This is a genomic window from Chitinophaga varians (genome assembly GCF_012641275.1).
Taxonomy (GTDB): Bacteria; Bacteroidota; Bacteroidia; order Chitinophagales; family Chitinophagaceae; genus Chitinophaga; species Chitinophaga varians_A.
Window position 1 is genome coordinate 1,613,436 of the sequence record NZ_JABAIA010000001.1, and the last position, 15,689, is coordinate 1,629,124.

The 15,689-nt window shown below is 48.9% G+C and carries 14 protein-coding genes; 4 read left to right on the forward strand and 10 right to left on the reverse strand.

Annotated elements, in window-relative coordinates; all coding sequences use genetic code 11:
• Positions 1 to 22: 22 nt before the first annotated feature.
• A complete protein-coding gene (locus tag HGH92_RS06515; protein WP_168869926.1) occupies positions 23 to 1,753 on the forward strand; it encodes a M14 family metallopeptidase in 1,731 nt (576 codons plus the stop codon).
• A 171-nt stretch (positions 1,754 to 1,924) separates the two neighbouring features.
• On the forward strand, positions 1,925 to 3,070 hold the full coding sequence (locus HGH92_RS06520) for a YhcG family protein (protein ID WP_168869927.1): 1,146 nt from the start codon (positions 1,925 to 1,927) through the stop codon (positions 3,068 to 3,070).
• Here the strand turns inward: HGH92_RS06520 and HGH92_RS06525 are convergent.
• From HGH92_RS06525 to HGH92_RS06570, 10 genes are all read right to left on the reverse strand, one after another.
• Positions 3,067 to 4,083: a beta-ketoacyl synthase chain length factor gene (locus HGH92_RS06525; RefSeq protein ID WP_168869928.1), complete on the reverse strand. Its 1,017-nt coding sequence runs from the start codon at positions 4,081 to 4,083 to the stop codon at positions 3,067 to 3,069. The genes HGH92_RS06520 and HGH92_RS06525 overlap by 4 nt on opposite strands.
• A gap of 16 nt (positions 4,084 to 4,099) precedes the next feature.
• On the reverse strand, positions 4,100 to 5,314 hold the full coding sequence (locus tag HGH92_RS06530) for a beta-ketoacyl-[acyl-carrier-protein] synthase family protein (RefSeq protein ID WP_168869929.1): 1,215 nt from the start codon (positions 5,312 to 5,314) through the stop codon (positions 4,100 to 4,102).
• Between the two features lie 13 nt (positions 5,315 to 5,327).
• Positions 5,328 to 5,585 (reverse strand): phosphopantetheine-binding protein, encoded by a 258-nt coding sequence (locus HGH92_RS06535; protein ID WP_078668748.1) that lies wholly within the window; start codon positions 5,583 to 5,585, stop codon positions 5,328 to 5,330.
• A 92-nt stretch (positions 5,586 to 5,677) separates the two neighbouring features.
• Complete coding sequence (locus tag HGH92_RS06540) at positions 5,678 to 6,970, reverse strand: ABC transporter permease (RefSeq protein ID WP_168869930.1); 1,293 nt, start codon at positions 6,968 to 6,970, stop codon at positions 5,678 to 5,680.
• Between the two features lie 17 nt (positions 6,971 to 6,987).
• Positions 6,988 to 7,734 carry an ABC transporter ATP-binding protein gene (locus HGH92_RS06545; protein WP_168869931.1) on the reverse strand — a complete coding sequence of 249 codons (747 nt, stop codon included), beginning with the start codon at positions 7,732 to 7,734 and terminating at the stop codon, positions 6,988 to 6,990.
• A 48-nt stretch (positions 7,735 to 7,782) separates the two neighbouring features.
• The gene (locus tag HGH92_RS06550) at positions 7,783 to 8,787 is read right to left on the reverse strand and encodes a BtrH N-terminal domain-containing protein (RefSeq protein ID WP_168869932.1); all 1,005 of its coding nucleotides are present in this window, start codon (positions 8,785 to 8,787) and stop codon (positions 7,783 to 7,785) included.
• A gap of 107 nt (positions 8,788 to 8,894) precedes the next feature.
• On the reverse strand, positions 8,895 to 9,293 hold the full coding sequence (locus HGH92_RS06555) for a hypothetical protein (protein ID WP_168869933.1): 399 nt from the start codon (positions 9,291 to 9,293) through the stop codon (positions 8,895 to 8,897).
• Positions 9,294 to 9,316: 23 nt separating this feature from the next.
• A complete protein-coding gene (locus HGH92_RS06560; RefSeq protein WP_168869934.1) occupies positions 9,317 to 10,453 on the reverse strand; it encodes a beta-ketoacyl-ACP synthase III in 1,137 nt (378 codons plus the stop codon).
• A 183-nt stretch (positions 10,454 to 10,636) separates the two neighbouring features.
• Complete coding sequence (locus tag HGH92_RS06565; protein ID WP_168869935.1) at positions 10,637 to 11,557, reverse strand: dialkylrecorsinol condensing enzyme; 921 nt, start codon at positions 11,555 to 11,557, stop codon at positions 10,637 to 10,639.
• Between the two features lie 283 nt (positions 11,558 to 11,840).
• A complete protein-coding gene (locus HGH92_RS06570; RefSeq protein WP_168869936.1) occupies positions 11,841 to 12,569 on the reverse strand; it encodes a head GIN domain-containing protein in 729 nt (242 codons plus the stop codon).
• Between the two features lie 94 nt (positions 12,570 to 12,663).
• Here HGH92_RS06570 and guaA point away from each other — a divergent pair, with 94 nt between their 5' ends.
• Both guaA and HGH92_RS06580 read left to right on the forward strand, forming a co-directional pair.
• Entirely contained in the window at positions 12,664 to 14,202 is a 1,539-nt protein-coding gene (gene guaA / locus HGH92_RS06575; protein ID WP_168869937.1) for a glutamine-hydrolyzing GMP synthase, read from the forward strand.
• A gap of 123 nt (positions 14,203 to 14,325) precedes the next feature.
• Positions 14,326 to 15,636 (forward strand): ABC transporter substrate-binding protein, encoded by a 1,311-nt coding sequence (locus tag HGH92_RS06580; RefSeq protein ID WP_168869938.1) that lies wholly within the window; start codon positions 14,326 to 14,328, stop codon positions 15,634 to 15,636.
• Positions 15,637 to 15,689 lie beyond the last annotated feature (53 nt).

The following is a 15,689-nucleotide window of genomic DNA, read 5'->3' on the forward strand; positions in this document are numbered from 1 at the left end:
CCTTCATATATATTTTCTTCTTATGAGAAAGCTATTCACTATCATAGTGCTTATGCTGGCATGCACCACTACCCAGGCCCAGCAGTTTATTACCCGCTATGAAAAAACAGACGGTCGCGAAACAGCCACCTATCCCGAAGTGATCCAATATTACCGGCAACTGACCACCCGCTATCCGCAACTGCTGAAAATGATCACCGTCGGCGCCACAGACGCCGGATTCCCCCTGCACCTGGTCATCTGCTCCCCTACGAAAGATTTTGACTTTAACAGTCTCCACCGTAAGAATAAACGGGTATTGCTGATCAACAACGGTATACATCCCGGCGAACCCGACGGCATAGACGCCTCCATGATGCTCCTCCGCGATATCGCTCAGGGTAAAACCAAACTGCCGGACAACATCGTCCTCGCAGTCATCCCGGTGTATAATATCGGTGGCGCGCTCAACCGTTCGCCCAATTACCGGGTCGATCAAAACGGTCCCGACGCCTTCGGCTCCCGCGGAAATGCCCAAAATCTCGACTTAAACCGCGATTTCATTAAAACTGACTCCAAAAACGCCCGGACATTCCAGGAAATATACCACCTCACCGACCCTGACGTGTTCATTGATAACCACGTTAGCAACGGTGCCGATTATCAACATATCATCACCCTCCTCTCAACCCAGTACAATAAACTGGGCGGTCCTATGGGTGAATTTATGCACAACGCCTTTGAACCAGGCCTGTATAAACTGATGAAAACAAAAGGGTACGACCTCGTTCCCTACGTGAACCACTTCGACGAAACACCGGACAGCGGCTGGGTCGAATTCTCCGACCTCCCCCGCTACTCCTCCGGTTATACCACCCTCTTCCATACTTTCGGATTTGTGCCGGAAACACATATGCTCAAACCTTATCCACAGCGCGTAAAAGCTACCTACGCCCTGATGGAATCCTTTATACAGTTCACCAGCGAGAACAGCGCCACCATCAAACAACTGCGCGACCAGACCAAACAAAGCGTTGTTACACAAAAGAGCTTTCCCCTGTCGTGGAAGTTTGATATGAACAAATACAGTCTCATCACCTTTAAAGGTTTTGCTTCCGGTCACAAGCCCAGCGCTATCTCCGGCCTGCCACGCCTCTACTACGATCGCAGCAAACCTTATGAAAAGCAGATAAAATTCTATAACTACGCCAACGCGGAAAACTATGTGGACAAACCACGGGCATATATCATTCCCCAGGGCTGGTGGGCCGTTATCGATCAGCTGAAAAACAACCACGTACAAATGCACCGGCTGCCCAAAGACACCACCATCTACGTGGAGGTGTACCATATCAGCGATTTCAAAACATACCCAAAACCATTTGAGAAACACTATCTCCATACAGACATAAAAGCCACCAGCACCAAAGACTCTATTCACTTCCGCAGCGGTGACTACTATATTCCCATGGACCAAACGGCTAACCGCTTCCTCATGGAAACACTGGAGCCCACCGGCGGCGACTCTTTCTTCGCCTGGAATTTCTTTGACGCTATCCTCGGCCAGAAAGAAGGTTATTCCCCTTACGTCTTTGAAGATACCGCCGCTGAATACCTGAAGACCCATCCGGAACTACAAACGTTACTGGACAAGAAAAAGGCGATCGACACCGCTTTGGCCAACAGCGCCAGCGCACAACTGAATTTCATCTACAAAAACTCACCATACGCAGAACCGGAATACATGCGGTATCCGGTGTACAGGGTGTTGTAGCGGATATAAAATTTGCCAAAAAGAAAGGAGACGCGATAATATCGGGTCTCCTTTTCTTTTTAACAAAAGATGTAAATGGAAATAGTACTTATTGTTGCTTACTCCGTTTAAAGCTTGATATTATTAACCAATACCAACCAGGTTGTTACCCCACTTTAAAATTATTTCAATATGAAATTCAAACAATTGTTAACCTCTATTCAGACGACACACAGCCACTTTCAAGAAACAGCAGCGAAGGCTGTTAACCGTGCGCTCACTACTCGTAACTGGATTATTGGATATTATCTTGTTGAATACGAACAAAAAGGGGAAGACAGAGCGAAATACGGCGAGCGGTTACTTACAGAAATCGCCCAAAAGTTGTCTGATTTAAAACTTTCAGTAACTGCTTTAAAGTTATGCCGGCAGTTTTATTTGTATTACCCTCAAATGTTGGAAATAGCTAGAGATGAATTAGGAAAAAATAACATGCAAATTGGTCAGACAGTGTCTGACCAATTCCAACAAATTGACAGTCAATCAAATGAAATAAAAACAAATACAAATAAAACCAACTACATATTATTAGCACATCTGCAACTGCCCATAGAAAAGCTTATTAATAATTTATCATTTTCACATATTGTTACACTATTAATTCTAGACAATCCATTAAAACGCGTATTCTATGAACATGAGTGTATCAAGGGCAATTGGGGCGTAAGGGAATTAAAAAGACAAATCAATTCCTTCTATTTTGAACGAATGGGACTAAGCGACGATCCTGAAAAACTATCACGCATTATTCAGCAAAAAACCACACAAACCATTACACCTGCCGACTTTATCAAGAACGAATACTCCTTTGAATTCCTTGGTATCGCTGACAGACTGGCCGTTGGGGAAACGGCGCTTCAACAAAGGCTACTCGATCATCTGCAGGAATTTCTGATGGAAATGGGTCATGGCTTCTGTTTGGAAGGACGACAAAAGAAGATATTAATTGGAAGGGAATATTTTTTCATAGACCTCCTTTTCTACCATCGTATACTAAAATGCCATATTCTGGTTGAGCTAAAACTGGATACCTTCAGACACGCCGACGTAGGCCAGCTAAACACTTATATTCAGTATTACAAAGCGGAAATGATGCAACCGGGAGATAACCCTCCCATAGGTATTCTTTTGGTAGCAGACAAAGATGCTGCCCTGGTAAAATATGCGACTGCCGGATTAGACATCGATTTGTTTGTCTCCAAATACAGTATCGAACTACCTACGCAGGAACGCCTCGAAAAATTTATTGCGGATGAATTGAGAAGATATGACGATTAAACCCGCTCCAGCACAATCGCCGTATGCTGCTCCCCATAAAAATGGTTATAGAGTAACACCCTGTTTACTACAGCGGGCAGTTCCTTCACCATAGGGAACCACTGTGCGGGGACCCGTTGTGTATGCAATATCTGTGCGGCCAGCCACATGCCAAAAGCACCGGCTGTGTCATGTTCGCCACAAAGATGTTTGAAAGAGAGTTGAGGCACGCCGGGAAACAGGGCATCTGCCTGCTGATAGAAATGTTCATAACGGCTGTCGCCATTACGACCGGTCAATACCAGGTCAATGCCGTCTTTGAACTCCGTCAAACCGGCAGCTACCTTAGCGGCCGTGGGTTTGTACAGCATCTTGAAGCCGGTTACGGCAGCTTTGCTGTCTGGAGTAGGCGTTCCCGTTAGTACGAAGAAAGTAGCGCCTTCTCCGCCGATGCTGCCGGGCGACAGCTGATCGTAAAGCCGGCGGCTGTCTGTAGGCGCCGATTTCCAGAAACCGATACGGCTTTTGATGTAGAAATGCTCGGCGGTCATTTCCTCCAAAGCGCCGGTGAGGGTATTGGGAGCACCTTCTGCCAGCAGCATCATGCTGTCAAGCAGCGCGTTTTCAAAAGAAAAGCCACGGTGCACAAAAGTATTGTTGTAAGCGGTCCCCTTTACCTGAAGGGCAATGAGACCATTAACAGAATTATACGTTGATTGAATGAAGGGAGTGGGGTTCAGTGCAGTTTCCTTGTACTGCTCTATCTCCCGGATGAATTTTTCAGTATCCTGGAGACTCCCTTTGCCTGTGCCGGTCACAATAGGACCGATAGCTTCCACGCCACTGTCACGGATGCTTTGCAGCGCGGTGGTCAATCCCATTTTCAGCAGCCGGGTCATGCGGCGCAGGCTGTTGGCCGGAATAAACGGCTTGTAGTCAGGCTCCATACAGGTAAGCAGGTTACTGTCCGTATGCACCAGCGGCGCAGAAAAAATATCCCCCTCAAAAGTAGCTTGCGGGGAAATAGCCGCCATTCCTTGTATGTAACACTTAACCTTCATATTTGCTGATCACCAGGGAGGCGTTGTTACCCCCGAAGCCGAATGAGTTTGAAATAACATTGTTCACGGAAACGCCTTCCATCAATTCCGTTACCGGAGCGATGTTCAGCTCTTCCATTTTTTCCTTGAAATTGAGATTGGGGAATATCAATCCCTGTTGAATGGCCAATACAGCGTAGATGGCCTCTATGGCGCCGGCAGCGGCCAACGTATGCCCGGTGAAAGGTTTCGTGGAACTGAACAGTGGAACATTGTTACCAAACAAGCGTTCCAGCGCTTTTCCTTCAGACACGTCATTGTTGAGCGTAGCGGTGCCATGCACATTGATATAGTCCACTTCTTCCAGTGTTCGGCCACTCATGGCCAGTGCAGCTTTCATGGCTTCATAGGCGCCGTCGCCGTCCGGCGAAGGGGACGTAGGATGGAATGCTTCGTTGGCATTACAATACCCGGTAAACTCTGCCAGTATGCGGCTGTTGTTGGCCCTGGCAAATGACTCGCTTTCCAGTACAAGATAAGCGGCGCCTTCACCCAGGTTCAAACCGGTACGCTGCTGGTCAAACGGCCGGCAGAATTGTTTGTCCACATTCTTCAGGGAGTTGAAACCATTCAGGGTAAAGCGGGTCAGCGCTTCTGTGCCGCCGCAGACCATCCGGGGCAGAAATCCCTGTTTGATCATACGGGCGCCAAACATCAGCGCATTGGCCGATGAAGAACAGGCTGTGCTGATAGTGGCGATATGCTCGCTGAATCCTACGGTGTCGGCTATACGCTGTGTACAGTCCGCACAGTCAAGCGTATCGATATATTGCAGGAAAGTGCCGCTTTTGGCGGGATCAACAATATCAAAATAAACCTTTTCGGTGTCACACATGCCGCCTACGGTGCTGGCGTTGATAAAGCCGGTAGGGGCTGTTTGTACGTCCGTAATACCGGCCTGCTGCAATGCTTCCCGCATCGCGGTAAGCCCCAGCAGGGTGGTACGCGTATATCCTTCGCGGGGAGTGATGCCGGCAAGGGCAGACAAAGCGTCATTAGGATGCTTCACCTCCGCTACCGGCAACACTTCTTTGTATATGGTATCGATATAACTGGTATACCCCAAACCACTGCGTTGTTGCCGCAATTGATCCAGGTTTTCAGCCACGTTATCACCTATGGCGGTGATCATTCCCATCCCTGTTATAAACACTCTTTCCGCCATGTCAGCTTCTTACTTATGCCGGCTGTTTGGATTGAATAAAGTCGGCCATAGACTGCACTGACTGCAGGATCTTACGCCCTTCGCGGGGATCTTCCACTTTGATATGATATTGTCTTTCCAGTAACACCATCAGCTCCAGGGAGTCAATGCTGTCCAGACCAAGCCCTTCACCAAATAAAGGGGCGTTGTCGTCAATATCTTCCGGTTTGGTATCCTGCAGATTTAAGGCTTCAATGATCTGCACTTTGAGTTTGCTTTTTAAATCTTCCATAATCAAGTTGTAGGTTTATCTCCGGCTGTACACGGAGATTCCCTTTGTGGGGAGTAAAAATACAGTTTTACTGTTGTTTAGAAAATAGTTTATCAGTTCATTCTTCGTTTTTCGACAAATCCGGCCACGGCCAGCATCACCCCGCCTGTCAACACAAGACGCAGTACATTCTTCCACACATATCCGATATCGCCGTTACGCAGGTAAATATCATTGATGGCGTCCAGCCCCCAGCTAAGCGGCGATAAACGGCCGATCATCTGCATATTGGCAGGCATTACTTCCAGCGGTATCCAGATACCTCCAATGGCCGACAGGATCACGATGGAAATAGCGCCGAAGTTCAGGGCCTGATTAGGTGTTTTAAAAAGCGTGCCGATCAGTATGCCATAAGCCGTGGCGGCCAGTCCTATGGCACCGGCTACCAGCAGCGTGGCGCCCTGGTCATGTCCCATCACCAGCCTCGGCAGGTCCAGCAAAGGCATGGCATAAATACCTACCAGCATCATCAGATAAAACTGTAACAGGCAGATTCCCACGAAAAACAACATCTTTCCCGCCAGGATCAACAGGTAAGAACCGGGTATCAGCTTCATTCTCAACAGGCTGCCGTCTTCCCGCTCCCGGATCATATTACCGGCTATAGGGATAACGATAAAGAACATCGCAAAAATACTCCAGGCGGGCACGTTATGCTGTACGGAGTTGGACACTACGTCCAGCTGCCTGCTGTTGCCTGTGGCATGCTCCTTCAGCCCAACTGCCTGTAAACGGATAGGCAGCGTGTCATTGGGAACGGCCGTGGTGTCTTTGCGGCGCAACTGTTGCTGTATACGGTTCAGCAGCATATCTGTTTCCACCTGCGTCAGGAAATTGTCCAACGCCTGGTGAATAGCCCCTTTAAAAGCCTTTTTGGCTGCCGGATCAAAATAGATGACCACATTCAGGGAGTCAGCGCCCTTTTTTACCGGTAAAGACACGCTCATGCCCATCCGTTGTGTGATATCATTCACGATCCTGTTTGCATTGCTTACGATCGCCGCTGTGGAACCTGCCGGCACAATGATGCTGATTTTATAACGGCCGTTATTGACCAGCTCACGGGCCTGCTGCTCGGTAACGGGATGCCCGTCCAGCGTATCGATAATATTGAACTGCCCACCGGATGCCAACCCTTCCCGGATATATTTGCCCAAACGCCCATGGTCGTTGTCTACGGTCAATATATCAAACTTCACGTCCTGGTAGTCCTTAAAAGGCGCGTCCTGTATCAGGGCCATCACGGTGATGAGTACCACCGGCATCACAAACAGCAGCGTAAGCCCCGTTTTGTCGCGCAACAGCAGCTGCCATTCTTTTCTTATGGTAGCCAGTAATCTAAGCATAGCTTTCTTTCATTTTGTTAGTCCCGCAACGCATGCCCGGTATAATGTAAAAAAACATCTTCCAGGTTGCGGCACTCCGGCAGTTCATCGATCAGCGACTGGGGCCGGCCCTGCAGTATCATTTTACCTTCGTCCATGATGGCCACCTCATCACAAAGTGATTGCGCTTCTTCCAGCAGGTGGGAGGTATACAGGATACTGGCGCCCTGTTCGTTGTAGCTGCGCAGGAATTGCAGGATCATGCTGCGTGACTGTACGTCCACCCCTGCGGTGGGCTCATCCAGGACCAGCAAATCGGGGTTATGCAGGATAGCGGCGATAATGTTCGCACGGCGTTTCATGCCCCCTGAATATTTATGAATTTCTTTGTGTGCGCTTTTTTCCAGGCCAAATACTTCGAGATAATGCATCACCTTTTCATGCAGTGATTTGCCTTTCAGTCCGTACAGGTTACCGAAATACGTCAGGTTTTCCACAGCCGACAGCTGCGGGTACAGCGCTATCTGTTGCGGTACAATGCCTATGATTTTTTTGATCTGTTCCCTGTGGGCGGCGTTCTGCGGCAGGCCATGTATCATCACCTCTCCGCTGTCTGCCTGCACAAGGCCGCACAGAATAGAGATCGTGGTCGTTTTACCGGCGCCGTTAGGGCCCAGCAGCCCTCCTATTTTCCCTTCCGGAAAGGCAAACGTCAACCCTTTAAGCGTGGCTTCCGCCGCGCTTTTGTAGGTTTTGCGCAATTCCTTTACTGCTATACTTGCCATATCCACCGGGTTATTGAAAGATGGAAAGTTACTTCCATCAGCACATTGCTAAATTTTCGTCAGTGATAATTTTTTGAAAAAGGCTTCTTCCGCTGCCGCACATTGCAGCAACATCTCGCTCAGTTCTTTATAGGACACATTATCAGCGGCCCTGCTTTTGCACACCCTGCCGGCAGCAAAAGCAAAATTACGCCATAGGTCTCCGGCCTGTGTCAGTTCTGTAGCCAGGCGGCTCAGTTCCGGCTTGTTCAGCAACACTGCCGATTCCTGCAGGAACGCGGCATATACAAAACGGAAACCGGCGCCACCGGTACCGATCTCTTCCTGCATCCGGATGATATTGCCGAGGTACAAAGCGGATTTACGTTCCCCCACTTTCTGCGGATAGTCCTTTACACGATTGGCCAGAAAACGGATACCCTTTACCCCGAACAGCGGGAGCGGTATCTTCAGCATATAATGACAGGTCTGTGCAATCCCTTCTTTGATCGGTTTTTCGAAAGAGGCTTTTCCGGGGACGTGTACCGGGTAGTACATTTTCCCTTTGGGAGCAGGAAACCCTTTTGCAAAGCGGGCCTGTGCCAGGCTATCGGGATCTATTTCGGTAACGGTGTCCATCACCGGGTCACTCACCAGGTACTGGTCTTCCCGTTTACCATATACCACCAGGTTATGGGCATTGAAGTGAAAACGGTAGGAAGGCGGAAAATAAGGCAGGTAATAAACGCCGGAAAGCAACCCTACAGGCGTGCCATCGGCAATTACCCGGTCCAGCGCCGCCATTCCTTTTTCAGGGGAGGAAAACTTTGCCGTCTCCATTTTCACGCCCAGCCGTTTACATACCCGCTGAAAAATGGCGCCCGGCCAGATACGGTAAGTGGTACCGGGCACACCGTTGACTTTCACAAACGGCAGGTGCCCGAAAAAGATACCGGCGCCAATGCCAAATGCCATCGGCTCACTGATCTTCAGGCCATGGTGCCCCAGCAGGTTGGAGATCACACCACTTTCACAGTGGGCTGTCTGCGTATGATGAAACTGATGATTGTTCATAGTTGTTTATGTGTTCACGCAAAGCAGCAAAGCAATAAAGCAGCAAAGATCATTCAACATAAATTTCTTTGCTGCTTTATTGCTTTGCGACTTTGCGTGATAATGCATTATTTGATATGCAATAAATCGTCCTTACTAATCTTAAAGGCATCTGCATAGCGCTGCAGCATTTTATCGCTCAGGCGCCGGAACACGGCCGGCTTCATATGCCTTTTCACCTGCCATTGGAATTTCCCCACGTAGTTGGCCAGCAGGGCCAGGTCCATCAGGCTTTTTTCCATGTAATAGGCGACAGGGCTGATTTCACCGGACTGTACCAGTACCCTGGCCGCCGCCACTTTTTCGTTTACTTCCTCCCAGGCCTGTGTCATGGCAATGTTCTCCGGCTCCCACCCTGAACTTTGCACCTGTACATAATTCCCGGTGTTGTCTACCGCATACATAATCTGTTTGAATGTGCCTTCGTGGAGGTTATCACTATCCTGTGGCACTTCGTCTTTTTTCATGACTGCGTTTTAGAAGTGAATGCCTATACAACCGTGATGTGTGCGTAGGCATAAGAAAAACGTGCGCTTTCAGGCACCATCATCACCACTTTCTGTCCTTTTTTGAAACGGCCGTTATTCATCAGCTCTTCCAGCATCAGATAAGGCGAAGCGGTACCTACGTTGCCTACCCAGGCCAGGTTGGTGAACCATTTTTCCAGCGGAATAGGAACACCGAGGCGGGTAATTTCTTCGTCGATCTTTAAACGGAAAAATTCAGAAGATAAATGTGGCAGGAAGAAGTCAATTTCATCGAGGTTGATGTTATGTCTTTCTACCAGTTCTTTCCACATCTGCGCGCCGGAAGGCACTATGTTTTTACCCAACAGGCGGGTATCTTGTTTGAAGGAGAATACGCTGTGTTGTGCCCATTCATCAGGGGTCATATCAATCCAGCCTTTGGTGGTGCCGTCCGGATTTTTGATGGACCCGGCGTACATACAGGTTTCCAGTTCGTTGGCATAAGACAGGATTTCCACCCAGTCTACACGCAATGACAGCCCTTCTTCATTAGGCTTGTCCTGGAAAAGAGCGGCGCTGGCGCCGTCAGACAACATCCAGCGGAGGAAGTCTTTTTCGAAAGCGATGATCGGATTTTCATCCAGCGCTTTCAGGTTCTCTGCTTCAGGCTGGAATTTCTGTGCAAGCATCCAGGCAGAGAATTTTTCAGAACCGGTGCTGACCGCATTGGCAGTGTTACCGCAACGGATAGACATCCAGGCATATTTAAAAGCCTGCATGCCCGCTGCACATGCGCCGGTAGCAGCGATCAGTTCCACGGGCTGGCATTTCAGCAGACCATGTACCATCGCGGCATGATTAGGCAGCAGCTGGTCGGGCGAGGTAGTACCGCAGGCCAGTAATTGTAATTTGCTGATGGGGAATTTTTCATCAAACAATGCGCTGACAGCGTTGGCGGTCATCTCAGCGTTGGAATGAGTGGAATTGCCGTCTTTATCCAGGGAATAATACCGGTTTTTGATCTTGTTGTTGCCCAAAATCTTCAACCGTGCACGGGAAGGTCTTCCGTCTACCATGCCAAGGATACTCTCCATCTCTTCATTTTCAACAGGCTTGTTGGGTAAGAATTTAGATAGCCTGGTAATATAAACTTCCTTCATTTGAAAATAATTCGTCTTTTAAGGCCGCATGCAATCCCATAGTGACAACCGTTATTGGCCAGCCTTTCTGCGGTGATAAACATGTTTGTTTTAGTATACTTTTTTAAGCGGACGTAAATATATAACTCTAAACGGAATTACAATTATCACGCCACCCGCTGATATTCCGGTACCGGCAAAAGGTTAACGCAAAGTAATGCCTTTGTAATAATCCACCTCCCGTTTCAACTCGTTCCGTTTCAGGTTGAGTTTGATGAACGAAGAAATCAGTGTAATGGGTGTTAACACAAAGATACCCACCAGCAACAATGACCGGTACATCGTTACCCTGCCCTGACGGGCCTCAGCACCAGGTCCTCCTTTGGCACTGATGAATTTGGCCCAGAAACGGAAAGCGCTGATACCGTTATTTTCCAGCAGTACAAGATTAGGCAATAATTCCACTGCGTCCAGCGACATCAGCTGTGGATGCAGCTCCTGCCATTGCCGTGTTTCCAGCGCCGTGGCGATAGGGCCGGCAAAACGGCTGGAGGTGAGAATCTCATTTTCCTGCACACCTGCCTGCGGTAAAAAACGGGTAGCTTCTTTTTTTCCTTTGAATGCCCAACGCAGAATAGTGATCAGTGAAACCAGGTTCGGCGACTTGTCCACCAACACGATATTTCCCACGAGGTTAGCCCCCATTCTGTGCAGATAACCCTTTACCCTTTCCTGCGCATTGAGCCACATATTGCGGCTGCCCAGCAAGGTGATCACCTGTTTGCCTTTCAGCAGGCGGGCAGCGGCTTCACTTTGCAGAAAAGCGGCTGTCGGCTGGGAAGGCGACAGGAACCAGGGCTGATAGGCCAGCAGTACCAGATCGAAGTGCGCATTTACATCCACCTTCAACGGCTGGATACCACGAGGGGTGTCCTGTACTGTTTCAGGCATCGTATCGTAAAACTGCTGCTTCCCCCATGGAAAGGGAAATGGCTTTTCAGGGACCAGCTCCTCGTATGTAATATCCACACTATTTGCCAGTGGCGCCAACACATGATCAATAATCCTTTTTAATTGGCCTGTCTGGGTATAGTATACCACCAGGACCTTCGGTCTTTCGTTCATAAAAGGAATAGGAGTTCAACAATTCAAACTGTAAACATACAAAAAAGGAGTATTATTTATGTCATTTAATAATAATTTGACAGATGTAAGGCTGAGCTTTGGGGTGGGGTGGCATTCTCTGTTGGCTTGTGCCCCAGCCAGATACTGCCTCAGCCGGCTTGTTATTGCTGCGGCAGTATCTGGACAAAAGGACTTTAGATTTTTTTGAAAATCAATGTAAATAACAGCAAAACTGCTTTCGATATGATTTTTGAAATGTTAAAAATTTGTAAATATTGTCGGGCTATATTTTCCTGACAGAGCCAGAACCCGCCACAGAACTGGATACATTGGGATTTCCTTTATATTTCACATCACCGGACCCTACAATTTTTGCTTCCAGCTTTACGCTGGCATGAACAGCAGCATCACCACTGCCGGCAATTTTTACTTCTGCGTCTTCGGACAACAGGTTGTCGCCCACATAATCGCCGCTGCCGGCAATAGACACTCGCACTGCTTTGGTTTCTCCCTGCAGGTTCATATTACCCGAACCGGCAATGGAAGCCTTTACTTCCGGCGCATTGATGGTACCATTCAGGTTGCCGGAGCCGGACAGGGTGAGTTTCATTTCGTCTTTGCTGTTAAACTTGTCTACCAGCTTTATATCACCGGAGCCGGCCAACGCAACTTCATCCACTTCCGGAGTGGTCAGGTAAATATTAACGCCCTTGCGGGTGAAAACATTGGCATCGTGGCGGAAACGCACTTTCAGGCGGCCGTCTTCATTCACCAGTTCCACCAGCGGCGCAATATTGTCTTCCGCTTCAATCACAGCCTTCTTGGCAGCTCCCTGGGAAAGGAATACGTTCATACTGCCTTCTACCTTGATTTTATGAAAGGATGGGGCGTCTCTTTCTTCCTTGATAACGTTGCCGCTACCTTTTACGCGGTTCTGACCGATACAGGCGCTGAAAAGGCCCGCGATGGACAGGGCTACAGTCATGCAGCAGAGGGTGATTTTGGTTTGCATAAGTTTAGATTATAACGAGAAAGATACAACTAGATTTCCTATTTTCTATTTTCAGAATCCGAAATTGAAGGAAGGACTTTATCTTTGCACCACCATGACAGAAAAGATACTTATCCTCGATTTCGGTTCCCAATACACACAGCTGATCGCGCGCAGCATCCGGGAACTGAATGTTTATTGCGAAATTAAACCTTGTCTCCAGCCGATAGCCTGGGACGATTCCATCAAAGGCGTTATTTTGTCCGGCAGCCCTTTCTCTGTAAACGACGAGAAAGCGCCCACCATCGACATCGCTGCCATCGCCGCTAAAGTGCCGGTACTTGGTATCTGCTACGGCGCCCAGCTGATGGCTAAAAACTTCGGCGGTGAAGTGGCTAAAAGCAATATCCGTGAATACGGCCGCGCTTTTATGGAACACAATGACAAAGAGGAAAAATTATTATACGATATCTCCGGCAAAAGCCAGGTTTGGATGAGCCACTCCGATACCATCAAACGTATCCCTGAGAGCTTCCAGATCATCGCTACCACCGAAAACATCCCGGTAGCAGCTTTCAAAAGCACTACCCTGGCGGCTAACCCGATCTTCGGCCTGCAGTTCCACCCGGAAGTGACCCACTCCCTGGAAGGCAAACAGATCATCCGCAACTTCCTGGTACACATCTGTAACTGCCAGCAGGACTGGACACCAGCTGCTTTTGTACAGGAAACCATCGAAAAAATCAAAGCACAGGTTGGCGATAAAAGAGTGGTAATGGCCCTCAGCGGCGGCGTGGACTCTACCGTGGCGGCAGAACTGATCCACAAAGCCATTGGCAAAAACCTCTTCTGCATCTTCGTAGACAACGGCCTGTTGCGTAAAGACGAATACGAAACCGTACTGGAATCTTATAAACATATGGGCCTCAACGTGAAAGGCGTCAACGCAAAAGACCTTTTCTACGGCCAGCTCGATGGTGTCTCTGATCCGGAGAAAAAACGTAAAATCATCGGCCGTCTCTTCATCGAGGTATTCCAGCATGAATCTGCTGCACTGACAGACATTTCCTTCCTCGGACAGGGTACTATCTACCCCGACGTGATCGAATCCGTATCCGTAAACGGCCCTTCTGTTACCATCAAATCCCACCACAACGTAGGCGGGCTGCCTGAAAAAATGAACATGCAGCTGGTAGAACCTCTGCGTTTCCTGTTTAAAGACGAAGTACGCCGCGTAGGCCGCGAAATCGGTATCAGCGACGTCTTCCTCGGTCGCCATCCTTTCCCCGGGCCAGGCCTCGCTATCCGTATCCTCGGCGCTATCACCCCCGAGAAAGTGGCCATGCTCCAGGAAGCTGACGCTATCTATATCGAAGGGCTGCGTGAAGCAGGCCTCTATGATAAAGTATGGCAGGCAGGCACCATCCTCCTCCCCGTACAAAGCGTGGGCGTAATGGGCGATGAACGTACCTACGAATTCACCGTGGCCCTGAGAGCTGTAACGTCTACCGACGGTATGACGGCCGACTGGGCACACCTGCCTTACGAATTCCTGGCTAAAATGTCCAACGACATCATCAACCGGGTAAAAGGTATCAACCGCGTGGTATACGACATCAGCTCCAAACCACCTGCTACGATCGAATGGGAATAATATTTCCCTGAAAAATACAAAGAGCAAAGGCACAAGGGATTATTTTATCTTTTTGCGCCTTTGCTTTCTTATTTTACTTTGCGTGCACTACCCCGGAATGATTTTTGTAAATTAGCGCCCATTATGAACCAATTGATATCTGTTAAAAACCTGCTGGCCGGATTGGCTCTGTCGGTACTGTTCACAGCCTGTTCTTCCTCCAGAAAGAGCACCAGCCGCGTGGACGGTCCCCCACCCTCCCTGAGCAAGCCCACACCGGAAAAGAAGCCGGAAAACAAAAACGAAGCTGCCAAAGCAGCCCCCTTCAACGTACCAGCCTTCGCCCGGGAAGTGAAGAAACCTACTTATAACGTTGCGCTCTTTGCCCCGCTGTATCTCGACTCCGTATTTGCCAACTCCAACGATATTCCCGGCCGTACCATGCCCCGCTACGTAATGGCCGGCCTTGAATTTTATGAAGGCGCCCAACTGGCCCTCGATACCCTGCAACAACAGGGCTATAACCTGAAAGTCAATGTATACGACAGCAAAGGCCGCCAAAGCATTACTTCCCTGATCAACAACAAAACACTGGACGCCACCGACCTGATCATCGGTTCGTTCAACAACCCGGAACTGAAGGAAGTAAGCGACTTCGCCAAAAAGAAAGAGATCAACCTCGTGTCCGGTACGCTCCCTAATGACGTGGGCATCAGCGACAACCCTTTCCTGTTCATTCCCAACAGCACCCTGAAAACACACTGTGAAGCCATCCAGAACTACGTACAGGAGGCTTTTTCCAATAAAAACATTGTACTGCTCCGCCGGAACACCACTTTCGAAAACCGCCTCGCCGCTGATTTCAAAGGTTCCTACGACAAAATGAACAACCCTAAAAAATCCAGGATACGGGAAGCTATCTGGAACGAAAGCACCACCCCGGAAGAGCTTTCCAAATACCTGCTCACCGACCGGCCCAACATCGTGATCGTTACCGCGCTCGATGAAGCCGGCGCCAAAAGCATCCTGCGCAAACTTGCCACCGCCAATGCTACCTACCCGATGCAGATATTCGGTATGCCCACCTGGGACGTGCTGAAGCTGAAAGAGCCTGAATTCAAAAGTCTGCAGGTGTTCTACTCCTCCCCCTATTTTAACGACAAATCAGACTCTTACAGCCGCTACCTGAGCGACTATTTCCGCAGAACATACAGGGCACGCCCTTCCGATATGGCATATAAAGGTTTTGATCTTACCTACTATTTTGTAAGGCTTCTTCATAATAATGGCGTATATTTCAACAGCGCGGTGGAATCATCTCCCGCTGTTATTACCCGCTTTAATTTCCAGCCGGTATATGTACGCGACGGAGAACAAACACCTTCCTACTTCGAAAACAAAAACATCTTCATCATCCAGAAAGGCGACAGCGCGGATGTGAAAATGAACCAATAAACTTTTTACAGCTGTCCATGAGATAGCTTGTTGAGTCGAACACGGCCATGGCA

What these genes read in the sequence shown, in the direction of transcription:
- HGH92_RS06530 (WP_168869929.1), bottom strand. Translation starts at nt 5,314, where the DNA reads ATGGCGGAAAGAGTGTTTATAACAGGGATGGGAATGATCACCGCCATA.
- HGH92_RS06540 (WP_168869930.1), bottom strand. Translation starts at nt 6,970, where the DNA reads ATGCTTAGATTACTGGCTACCATAAGAAAAGAATGGCAGCTGCTGTTG.
- HGH92_RS06520 (WP_168869927.1), top strand. Translation starts at nt 1,925, where the DNA reads ATGAAATTCAAACAATTGTTAACCTCTATTCAGACGACACACAGCCAC.
- HGH92_RS06545 (WP_168869931.1), bottom strand. Translation starts at nt 7,734, where the DNA reads ATGGCAAGTATAGCAGTAAAGGAATTGCGCAAAACCTACAAAAGCGCG.
- guaA (WP_168869937.1), top strand. Translation starts at nt 12,664, where the DNA reads ATGACAGAAAAGATACTTATCCTCGATTTCGGTTCCCAATACACACAG.
- HGH92_RS06570 (WP_168869936.1), bottom strand. Translation starts at nt 12,569, where the DNA reads ATGCAAACCAAAATCACCCTCTGCTGCATGACTGTAGCCCTGTCCATC.
- HGH92_RS06525 (WP_168869928.1), bottom strand. Translation starts at nt 4,083, where the DNA reads ATGGCGGCTATTTCCCCGCAAGCTACTTTTGAGGGGGATATTTTTTCT.
- HGH92_RS06560 (WP_168869934.1), bottom strand. Translation starts at nt 10,453, where the DNA reads ATGAAGGAAGTTTATATTACCAGGCTATCTAAATTCTTACCCAACAAG.
- HGH92_RS06535 (WP_078668748.1), bottom strand. Translation starts at nt 5,585, where the DNA reads ATGGAAGATTTAAAAAGCAAACTCAAAGTGCAGATCATTGAAGCCTTA.
- HGH92_RS06565 (WP_168869935.1), bottom strand. Translation starts at nt 11,557, where the DNA reads ATGAACGAAAGACCGAAGGTCCTGGTGGTATACTATACCCAGACAGGC.
- HGH92_RS06550 (WP_168869932.1), bottom strand. Translation starts at nt 8,787, where the DNA reads ATGAACAATCATCAGTTTCATCATACGCAGACAGCCCACTGTGAAAGT.
- HGH92_RS06515 (WP_168869926.1), top strand. Translation starts at nt 23, where the DNA reads ATGAGAAAGCTATTCACTATCATAGTGCTTATGCTGGCATGCACCACT.
- HGH92_RS06555 (WP_168869933.1), bottom strand. Translation starts at nt 9,293, where the DNA reads ATGAAAAAAGACGAAGTGCCACAGGATAGTGATAACCTCCACGAAGGC.
- HGH92_RS06580 (WP_168869938.1), top strand. Translation starts at nt 14,326, where the DNA reads ATGAACCAATTGATATCTGTTAAAAACCTGCTGGCCGGATTGGCTCTG.